At 71.5% G+C, this 9,557-nt stretch carries 7 protein-coding genes; 6 read left to right on the forward strand and 1 reads right to left on the reverse strand.

Features of this window, described 5'->3' with window-relative positions:
• The 6 genes from Q8Q85_12445 to Q8Q85_12470 form a co-directional block, all read left to right on the forward strand.
• Positions 1-479, forward strand: a 479-nt coding sequence (locus tag Q8Q85_12445; protein MDP3775065.1) for a hypothetical protein, incomplete at its 5' end; no start/stop codon positions are given.
• A complete protein-coding gene (locus Q8Q85_12450) occupies positions 480-1,490 on the forward strand; it encodes a Gfo/Idh/MocA family oxidoreductase (GenBank protein ID MDP3775066.1) in 1,011 nt (336 codons plus the stop codon).
• The gene (gene lnt / locus Q8Q85_12455) at positions 1,487-3,034 is read left to right on the forward strand and encodes an apolipoprotein N-acyltransferase (protein MDP3775067.1); all 1,548 of its coding nucleotides are present in this window, start codon (positions 1,487-1,489) and stop codon (positions 3,032-3,034) included. Before Q8Q85_12450 ends, lnt begins: the two co-directional genes overlap by 4 nt.
• Positions 3,031-5,649, forward strand: a complete 2,619-nt coding sequence (locus Q8Q85_12460; GenBank protein ID MDP3775068.1) for a M14 family zinc carboxypeptidase — start codon at positions 3,031-3,033, stop codon at positions 5,647-5,649. The genes lnt and Q8Q85_12460 overlap by 4 nt, the downstream gene beginning before the upstream one ends.
• A gap of 105 nt (positions 5,650-5,754) precedes the next feature.
• Positions 5,755-7,731, forward strand: coding sequence for a hydantoinase/oxoprolinase family protein (locus Q8Q85_12465; protein ID MDP3775069.1), 1,977 nt, complete (start codon positions 5,755-5,757; stop codon positions 7,729-7,731).
• Positions 7,715-9,277: a hydantoinase B/oxoprolinase family protein gene (locus tag Q8Q85_12470; protein ID MDP3775070.1), complete on the forward strand. Its 1,563-nt coding sequence runs from the start codon at positions 7,715-7,717 to the stop codon at positions 9,275-9,277. Before Q8Q85_12465 ends, Q8Q85_12470 begins: the two co-directional genes overlap by 17 nt.
• 97 nt (positions 9,278-9,374) lie before the next feature.
• On the opposite strand, the gene Q8Q85_12475 is transcribed toward Q8Q85_12470, so the two are convergent.
• Positions 9,375-9,557, reverse strand: a 183-nt coding sequence (locus Q8Q85_12475; protein ID MDP3775071.1) for a CorA family divalent cation transporter, incomplete at its 5' end; no start/stop codon positions are given.

Genomic DNA, 9,557 nt, shown 5'->3' on the forward strand with positions numbered 1-9,557 from the left:
TATCGGATCGCTTCGGCGGCGGGCGGGCGGACTACTATTGCGCCATCTCGCCGAAGTTCCGGTGGCGGGAGGAGTGGGACGGCGCCGCGATCAACGCGGTCCTGGCGCAGACGCTGGCGCAGTCGAACGGTTCGAATCTCGGCCGCGTGACGAACCTGCGGGTGAGCAAGACCTCGCCGACCGGGCGGGTGGCCGAGCTGACGGTGGAGACGACGGGCGGGGAGATCGCAGTACCGCTGGGGCGGATCCGCGAAGTGCTGAGGCCGGCTCCCGACCGGCAGCTTCCATCCAACCTGTTCCAGCTGCACGTGGAGCGGCAGGGCGGCGAGCTGGTGCGGGTGGTCGCGGCGGGCGCGGGGTACGGGCACGGCGCTGGGATGTGCCAGTTCGGGGCGGTGGGCCGGGCGCGGGCGGGGTGGGATTTCCAACGTATCCTGGCGGCGTACTACCCGGGAACGAAGGTGGAACGGATCTACTAGATGTCTACCAACGCATCTGATATCCGCATCGGGATGGTGGGCGCGGGGGCGATCGCACAGGTCGCGCACCTCCCCGTGCTGCGCAAGCTGAAGGGCGTCGAGATCGTCGCCATCTGCGACAACGACGGCGCGAAGGCGCGCGCCCTCGCTCAGCGGATGGGGATCGGCGGGGCGTACACCGACATCGAGGAGCTGCTCGAGTTCGGCAAGGTGGACGCGGTCGTCATCTGCACGCCCAACCACCTGCACGAGGCTCACGCGCTGTCGGCCCTCGCGGCGGGCGCGCACGTGGTGGTCGAGCGGCCGATCGCGCTCACGAGCGCGGGCGTGGCGCGCGTACTGAGGGCGGCCGAGAAGGCCAAGCGCAACGTCCTGGTCGCGATGAACCACCGTTTCCGGAGCGACGTGCAGGCGGTGCAGAAGTTCCTCGCCGGCGGGGAGCTGGGCGAGATCGCGACCATCCGCTGCGGCTGGCATGTCTTCCGCGCCCCTCGCCAGCAGTTGGGCTGGCGGTCGCGCCGGGCGGAGTCCGGCGGCGGGGTGATGATGGACCTCGGCCTGCCGATGCTCGACCTCGCGCTCTGGCTGGCGGGCCGGCCGCCGGTGGTCCGCGTTTCGGCGCACGTCAAGGGCACCGGGCAGGTGGACGAGATCGCCGCCGCGCACCTGTTCTGCGAGAACGGGATCTCGATCTTCTGCGACGTCTCGTGGCGCTACGTGGGCGAAGGGGAGCGCACCTGGGTGGACGTGCAGGCCTCCAAGGGCTCGGCGTCCATCTCGCCGTTCCGGGTGTTCAAGGAACTACACGGCGCGCCGGTGGACGTGACCCCGACGGGCGCGGCGAGCCGCGAGCACCAGTTCATCGCCTCATACCGCTCCGAGTGGGCATATTTCCTGGCGGGCGTGCGCGGCGAAGTGGCCCTGGTACCGCCCGAGGACCAGGTCCGCCTCCACAAGGTCATCGAGACCATCTACAAGTCGGCAGACGAGCAGCGCGACATCAAGCTGTGAGCGTCCGCGCCTTCCTGCCCACCAGACGGGAACTCATGCCGGCGGCCATCACCGCCGGTTTGTTGTTTGTCGCCTACGCGCCGTTCAGCCTGGTGCTGCCGAGCTTCGTGGCGATGGTGCCGTTCGTCTGGGCGCTGGAAGACGCACCGACGCACCGGCGCACCGACGCACAGATCGCCTGGACCGGCTACTGGTTCGGCGTACTCGCCAACGGTGTGGTGCTCTACTGGATCGTGATCGCGCTCTGGCACTTCACGCCGCTGTCGCTGGCCGGTTACCTCGCGGCGATCTTGGTGGTGCTCGCGCCCGGATGGGCGCTTGCGGCCTGGATGGTAGCGCGGGTGCGGCGGCGCACGGGGCTGCCGCTGTGGCTCGTCTTCCCGATAGTCTGGACAGCGGTGGAGTGGATCGCGGGGCACCTGGGCGACGTGCGCTTCCCGTGGCTCGGCCTCGGCACCTCGCTCACGCGTGTGCCCACCCTGGTGCAGTTCGCGGACCTGGGCGGCGCGCGGGGCGTGACGCTCTGGCTCACCTGGGCCAACGTGTTGATGGCCGGCGCGCTTCGGGGCCGCGCTTGGAAGCCGGCGGCCGCCGTGGTGGCGACCATCGCCGCCGCGCTGGGCTACGGCGGGTGGCGCGAGCGTACCCTGGTGATGCGCCCGGTGACGACGGTCGCCGTGGTCCAGCCCAACGTCGGGTTCGCCGAGAAGCGGGAGAACCGGGAGCAGGACTCGCTGGTGCTGGAGCTGCTGGCGCTCACGCGCCGCGCCGACTCGATGCCGGGCGTGGGGCTGGTCGCGTGGCCGGAGGCCGCCATCGCCGACTACTTGTTCCGGCACCCCGACTGGGAGCAGTGGATCGGCGACCTCGCGCGAACGACCCGCACACCCATCGTGACGGGCGGGCTCGACGTGGAGTGGGGAGACACGCCCACGTCGTACGAGTACTACAACGCGGCCTTCGTGTTCGATTCGACCGGCTCGAACCGCTCGCAGCCGTCCTATCGGAAGACCTACCTCGTCCCGATCGTGGAGCGCGTGCCGTTCGTCAATCCGCGCTGGTTCGGGAAGCTCGAGTACTTCGGCGGGTTCGGGCACGGGGACCGGTTCCCGGTCTATCGCATCGCCGAGGGCGGGTTCGGGATCGTGATCTGCTACGAGTCGGCGTTCGAGGACCTGGCACGCGGCTACCGGCGTGACGGCGCCGACTTCCTCGTCAACATCACGAACGACGCCTGGTTCGGCCGCACCGCGGCGCCGTACCAGCATGCTTCGCACCTGGTCATGAGGGCGATCGAGACCCGCATGGGGATCGCGCGCGCGGCGAACACCGGGATCAGCGAGTTCGTGGACCCCCAGGGGCGCACGCACCTGGCAACGGGGTTGTACGAGGAAGCCGTCGTCGCCGGCCCGGTGCTGACGACCGACGGCCGCACGCTCTATGTTCGATTGGGCGACTGGGTCGGCGCGCTCGCTCTGGCCGGCGCCGCCGCGCTCCTCATCGCCGCGTTCCTCCGCAAACATCCTGAAGGAGCATCATCATGAAGCGTGTCCCGACCGTCCTGCTGCTCGCGTTCGCGCTCGGCGCGGGTAGGGCCCAGGCCCAGCACGCCTACGGCAACGCCGGCCCCTACGACCCGTCGGTACCGACGCCGCGCGCGGCGCTCGGCTACGATGTCGGAGACCGGTTCACGCCGCACCACATGCTGAGCCGCTATCTCGAGCGCCTGGCCCAGACCAGCCGCCGGGTGCGGCTCGACACCGTGGGCCGCACCTTCGAGGGGCGGGAGGTGCTGATGGTGATAATCACCAGCGAGGCCAACCAGGCGCGGCTCGACCAGGTCCGGGCCGACGCGGCGCGCCTGGCCGACCCGCGCGGTGCGTCCGCCTCCGATCTGGCGACGGTCTCCGGTCGCGCGCTTCCCGCCGTGTGGCTCGGCTATACGGTGCACGGTGGCGAGGCGTCGGGGACGGAAGCGTCGCTCGCGCTCGCCTACCAGCTCGCCGCCGGCAGCGACGCCGAGACGCAGCTCATCCTGGACAGCACGGTCGTGCTCATCGACCCGGTGCAGAATCCGGACGGGCACGAGCGGCACGTGCAAGACGTGACTCGGGCGCGCGGCGCGCAAGGCGTTCCGATCTCGCCCAGCGCGATGGTCCATCAGGGCAGCTGGCCCGGCCCGCGCACCAGCCACTACTACTTCGACCTCAACCGCGACTGGTTCATCCTCTCGCATCCGGAAACACGCGGCCGGGTCGCCGCGTTCCGGCGCTGGTGGCCGATGGTGGCCGTGGACCTGCACGAGATGGGGTTCAACGCCACGTACTTCTTCCCGCCGCCGATGGCGCCCGTGAACAAGAACGTGCCCGCGAACACGCTTCACTGGTGGGACATCTTCGCGGAGTCCAACATCGCGGCCTTCGACCAGTACGGGTGGTCGTTCTTCCGGCGCGAGGGCTACGACGAGTTCTACCCGGGCTACGGGGTATCCTGGCCCATTCTCACCGGCGCCGTGGGTATGACCTTCGAGGAGGCGTCCAGCAGCGGCGGGGCGATCCGTCGCAGCGACGGCACCGTGCTCACGCTGCACGACGCCGCGTGGCACCACTATACGGCCGCGTGGGCGACTCTGACGACCACCGCGCGGCGGGCGCGGGAGAGGGCGCGCGACTTCCTCGCGTTCCGGCAGTCGGCGATCTCCGACGGTGAGCGCGGGCCGATCCGCACCATTGTCATCGAGCGCGACGAGCAGGGCCGTGCCGACACCCTGGCCCAACGGCTGATCGAGAACGGCATCGTGGTACAGCGGCTCCGGAACGCCGCTGATCTTCGAGATGGGACGGCGTACGGCGAGACGGCGCCGCGGCCGGTGCGGTTGGCCGAAGGCGCTTACGTCGTGGACCTGGCTCAGCCGCAGGGCCGGCTCGCCAAGGCCATCCTCGAGCCTGACGCCGAACTGGACTCGGCGTTCATCGCCGAGGAGCTGGAGAACCGCCGCACCGCGCAGCCGGACCGCTTCTACGACCTGACGGCGTGGTCGCTGCCGTTCGCGTACCGGGTGCGGGCGTGGTGGACGCGCACGCCGGTGGGGCCGGTGGAGCCGCTGCGCGATCCTCCGGGTACGCGCCCGGTCTCCATGCCTTTGCCCCAGGGTCGCTACGGCTACGCGTTCGCCCCCGGCAGCGAAGCTTCGATCCTCATGCTTTCGGGGCTGCTGGTTGACAGCGTGCACGTGTGGTTCGCGCCGCGCGCGTTCAGCCAGGGTGGCGCGCGCTTCCCGCAGGGCGCGTTCATAGTCCGCGCGGCGTCCAACGAGGCGGGCGTTCACGAGTTGGTGCGCCGGAACGCCGCCGCGTCGGGCGCCCGCGTGGTCCCGCTGGCCTCCGCGGCCGCGGACTCCGGCACGGACCTCGGCAGCAACAGCGTGTTCCCGTTGCGCACTCCGCGGGTCGCGCTGCTGGGTGGAACGCCGATCCTGGGCAACGCCTTCGGTTTCACCTGGTACGCGTTCGACCAGCGGCTCCGCTATCCGGTCACGACGATGAGCGTGGCCTTGCTGGAGAACGCGCGCCTCGACGAGTTCAACGTGATCGTCGTGCCGTCGGTGGCATCGGGGGCGTTGGATCGCGCGCTGGGTGATAGCGGAAGGATCCGTGTTGCTGAGTGGGTGCGGAACGGCGGCACCTTGATCACGCTCGACGGCGCCACATCGTGGCTCGCCTCCGAGCGCCTCGGTCTGGCGCGGCTCCGGCCGCGGCGTGACACCACGCGGGCCGACAGCACCGGTGGCGCGCCCCTGCCCTCCGACGTCCCGGGCGCCATCGTGCGGCTCTTGGGCGACACGCTGTCGCCGCTCCTGGCCGGCATCCGGCCCGCGGAAATGCCCGGCCTGGTCAACGCGGACCGCGTCTACAACCCGCCGCGGGACCTCCACGCGGGCGAAGCCGTCGTGCGCTATGCGCCCGCCGCCCGGCTGCGGCTCTCGGGGTATCTCTGGCCGGAGATGCCGGCCCGGCTCGGCGAGTCGGTCTATCTGTGGACTGAGCGGGTGGGCCGCGGGCGGGTGATCGGCTTCGCGGGTGATCCCAACTTCCGCGACCACTTCCGGGGCTTGCTGCCGCTGTTCGCGAACGCGGTCTTCATCGGGCCGTCGATGTGAAGAGACAGATGGCACAGGGGCACAGGGGCACAGGGGCACAGGCGCACGGACAGGAGCCAGCCCTCTCCGCGCGCCTGTGCGCCCGCGCGGCTGTGCCCGCTGACCATGCGCGTCGGCGTCGACGTCGGCGGCACCTTCACCGACCTCGTGGCTCTGGGGCCGCGGGGCCTGGTGGTCGCGAAGGTACCGAGCACGCCGGATGCGCCGGAGCGCGCCATCTGGGACGCCTACGAGCGCGCCGGGCTCGGCGAGCCGCCGGCGGCTCTCGTGCACGGCACCACGGTCGCCACCAACGCCTTGCTGGAGCGGAAAGGGGCGCGGGCGGTACTGGTCGTCACGGCCGGCTTCGAGGACCTGCTCGAGCTGCGGCGCCAGGACCGCGCCTCGCTCTACGATCTCACGCGTCATCATCCACCGCCGTTGATCCCGCGTGAGCGGGTGGTCGGCGTGGTGGAGCGCATGGGGCCGGACGGGGTCGTCAAGCCTTTGAACGAAGACTCCCTGACTTCTTGCGTCGAGGCGGTGCGCGCGCTCGAGCCCGAATCCATCGCGATCTCGCTTCTCTTCGCTTTCCGGCACCCCGCGCACGAGCAGCGTCTGGCCGAAGCGCTGCGGGCGGCGCTCCCCGGCGTGCCAGTGGTGGTCTCGCACGAGCTGGTCCCGCGGATGCGAGAGTACGAGCGCACGTCCACGGTGGCGGCCGAGGCGTTCCTGAGGCCGCGCGTGGGCAGCTACGTGTCGCGGTTCGCGGCGGCCGCGGCCGCGCGCGGGATCGAGGCGCCGCGGGTCATGGCGTCGAACGGCGGAGCGCTCTCGGCGGGCCTCGCAGCCGAACGGGCGATCTGGCTGGCTCTGTCGGGTCCCGCCGGTGGGATCCAGGGCGCGGCGATGGTCGGCGCCGCCTCGGGGATGACGGATCTGCTGACGCTCGACATGGGTGGCACGAGCGCGGATGCCGGGGTGGTGCTCGGCGGAGTGGCGACCGTCGTCGCGCACGGGACGATCGCCGGGGTGCCGCTGGCGGTGCCGCACATCGCCATCGAGACGGTGAGCGCCGGTGGAGGCTCGCTCGGCTGGCTCGACTCGGGCGGCGCGTTGCGGGTGGGGCCCGAGAGCGCCGGTGCGGTGCCGGGCCCCGCGTGCTACGGCAGGGGTGGGGCGCGCCCGACGGTCACGGATGCTTTCGTCGCGCTGGGATGGATCGAGGACACCGCGGTCCTCGGAGGCAGCATCAGGGTCTCGCGCGGGCTCGCTGAGCGGGCTGTCGCCGGACTTGCTCGCGAGGCGGGACTCGACGTTCCGGCGTGTGCCCTGGGCATGGTACGGGTCGCCGAGGCGGCGATGGCGCGCGCGCTCCGCCGCGTGAGCGTCGAGCGCGGGCTGGATCCCGGGATGCTCACGCTCGTCGCATTCGGCGGAGCGGGCCCGCTGTCGGCGTGTGCGCTCGCCGACCTCCTCGGCGTCCCGCGCGTGCTCATGCCGCCGCATGCAGGCGTCCTCTCCGCGCTCGGAATGGCCGCCGCCGCGGACATGACGGAGCGCTCGGTGTCCGTCCACGTGGGCGCGGACGAGTTCGCGGCGCGCGCCGATGCGCTCGCGGCGCCGCTCGTCGCCCAGCTCGGCGCCGATCTCCCGGGTGCCGAGGTGTCTTTCGTGGCGGAGTGCCGGTACGCGGGGCAGGGATACGAGCTGGACGTGCCGTTCGCGGCGGGCGCGTGGGACGGTGTCGCAGGCAGCTTCCACGAGGCCCACCAGCGGGCGTTCGGTCATCGCGATGCTGCGGCCCGGGTCGAGGTCGTTGCGCTGCGGGCTATCGCGCGGGCCCCGAGTGCGCCGGGACGCATCGGATGGCCTCGGCGTTCGATCACGGGCGGCACGGCGCGGCTCCGCATCCGGATCGAGGCGGGCGAGGCGGACGCGGCCGGGTACGACTGGGACACCCTGACGAAAGGCCAGGCGCTGGTGGGGCCGGCGGTCGTGGCCGGACGGAACGCGACCGCGTTCATTCCACCGGGATGGACCGGAGCGGTGAACCGGATGGGCGCGATAGTGGCGGAGCGGAGCCATGCTCAGCCCGGTTGAGCGCGAGGTGATGGCGCAGCTCTTCGCCGCCATCCCCGAGGAGATGGGCGCGGTGCTGGTGCGCAGCGCCCGTTCCCCCAACGTCCGCGAGCGGCGCGACTCGTCGGCCGCTCTCTTCACGGCCTCCGGCGAGTTGATCGCGCAGGCAGCGCACATCCCGGTACACCTCGGCGCCATGCCGGACGCGGTGGCCGCCGTGATGGCGAAGGGCCCGCGAGCGGGCGATGGGTGGGTCTTGAACGATCCGTACACCGGCGGGACGCACCTGCCGGATATCACGGTGATCGAGGCGGTGGGCCGGACGGGTTCCAGCGCTCCGCCCATTGCTTTTGCCGTCGTCCGGGCCCACCACGCCGACGTCGGAGGCACGCGGCCCGGCTCGATGCCGCCGGGAGCCCGGACCCTGCGCGAGGAAGGCGTGATAATCCCGCCGACCAGGATCGCGGCGGACGGCGAGACGATCGATGATGTGGTCGAGTCGCTGGTCACGAGGATGCGCGAGCCGGAGGTCCGTCGCGCCGACCTCGCGGCCCAGCTCGCCGCGGCCGCGCGCGGGGGCGAGCGATGGCGCGAGCTGCTGGCGCGGTATGGAGCCGAGTGGCTCGGGCGGGCGGTGCAGGACCTGCTCCTCTACGCGGAGCGCCGCACCCGCGCCGCGCTCGCGACGCTGAGGGACGGTGTCTACGACGCCGAGGACTTCCTCGAGGGCGACGGCATCACCGACGATCTGCTGTCCATCCGGGTACGGGTGACGATCAAGGAAGGTGCGCTCGCGATCGACTTCGCCGGCACGGCGCCGGCCTGCGCCGGCAACGTCAACTGCCCGATCTCTGTCGCGCGCTCGGCGGCGCTGTTCGTCGCGCGGTGCCTGATCCCCGACGACGTGCCGACCAACGGCGGCGTCGCTCGCTGCATCACGGTCACGGCGCCCGATGGCTGCCTCGTCAACGCCCGGGCCCCGCACGCCGTCGCTGCCGGAAACGTGGAAACCAGCCAGCGCATCGCCGACGTCCTCTTCCTCGCGCTGGCGCAGGCGGGCGCCCCGGTCGTGGCACCGGGGCAGGGCACCATGAATAACGTAATTCTGGGCACCGACTCCTGGACGTACTACGAGACGCTGGGTGGTGGGCAGGGCGGCGGCGCGAAAGGGCCGGGTCCCAGCGGCGTGCACGTCGGGATGAGCAATACGATGAACACGCCTGTCGAGGTGATGGAGATGGAGCTGCCGGTGCGGGTGGAGCGGTATGAGATCAGGAGGGGGTCGGGAGGTGAGAGAGGTGAGAGAGGTGAGAAAGGGGAGAGAGGGGGGCGGGGAGGGGATGGGGTGATTCGGGAGCTGCGGGTGCTCGAGCCGTGTTCGCTGTCGCTCATCACGGAGCGGCGGGTGCTCGGCCCGCGAGGGTTGGCCGGTGGCGGCAACGGTAAGCCGGGGCGCAATCTCGTCAACGGACGCGAGGTGGGGTCGAAGGTCGCGCTGGAGGTCGTGGCCGGCGACGTCGTCCGGATCGAGACGCCGGGCGGAGGAGGGTTTGGGGCGCCGGGCTAAGTAATGCTCGCGGCCCCGGCGACCGCGAGCCTCAGGTGCCGGCGGCGCGTCGCGTTCGACACGCTCGGCTCTGGACCGCGGGCCAACGCGTGGTGCGTCAGAGGCGACGCGCCCTCTCTCCGGCGCCGGCCTCGCCGCCCCCCCGGCGGGAGAACCAGCCCAGCCTCCAGAAGCTCCCGATGAGCACCGCCGCCAGGAGAGCCATCCCTCCCAGGACGATGAAGTATGCCGGCCGCATCTTCAGCTCCGGCATGTACTCGAAGTTCATCCCGTAGATGCC

Source organism: Gemmatimonadales bacterium (assembly GCA_030697825.1).
GTDB lineage: Bacteria > Gemmatimonadota > Gemmatimonadetes > Gemmatimonadales > JACORV01 > JACORV01.

What these genes read in the sequence shown, in the direction of transcription:
- Q8Q85_12450 (MDP3775066.1), top strand. Translation starts at nt 480, where the DNA reads ATGTCTACCAACGCATCTGATATCCGCATCGGGATGGTGGGCGCGGGG.
- Q8Q85_12460 (MDP3775068.1), top strand. Translation starts at nt 3,031, where the DNA reads ATGAAGCGTGTCCCGACCGTCCTGCTGCTCGCGTTCGCGCTCGGCGCG.
- Q8Q85_12465 (MDP3775069.1), top strand. Translation starts at nt 5,755, where the DNA reads ATGCGCGTCGGCGTCGACGTCGGCGGCACCTTCACCGACCTCGTGGCT.
- Q8Q85_12470 (MDP3775070.1), top strand. Translation starts at nt 7,715, where the DNA reads ATGCTCAGCCCGGTTGAGCGCGAGGTGATGGCGCAGCTCTTCGCCGCC.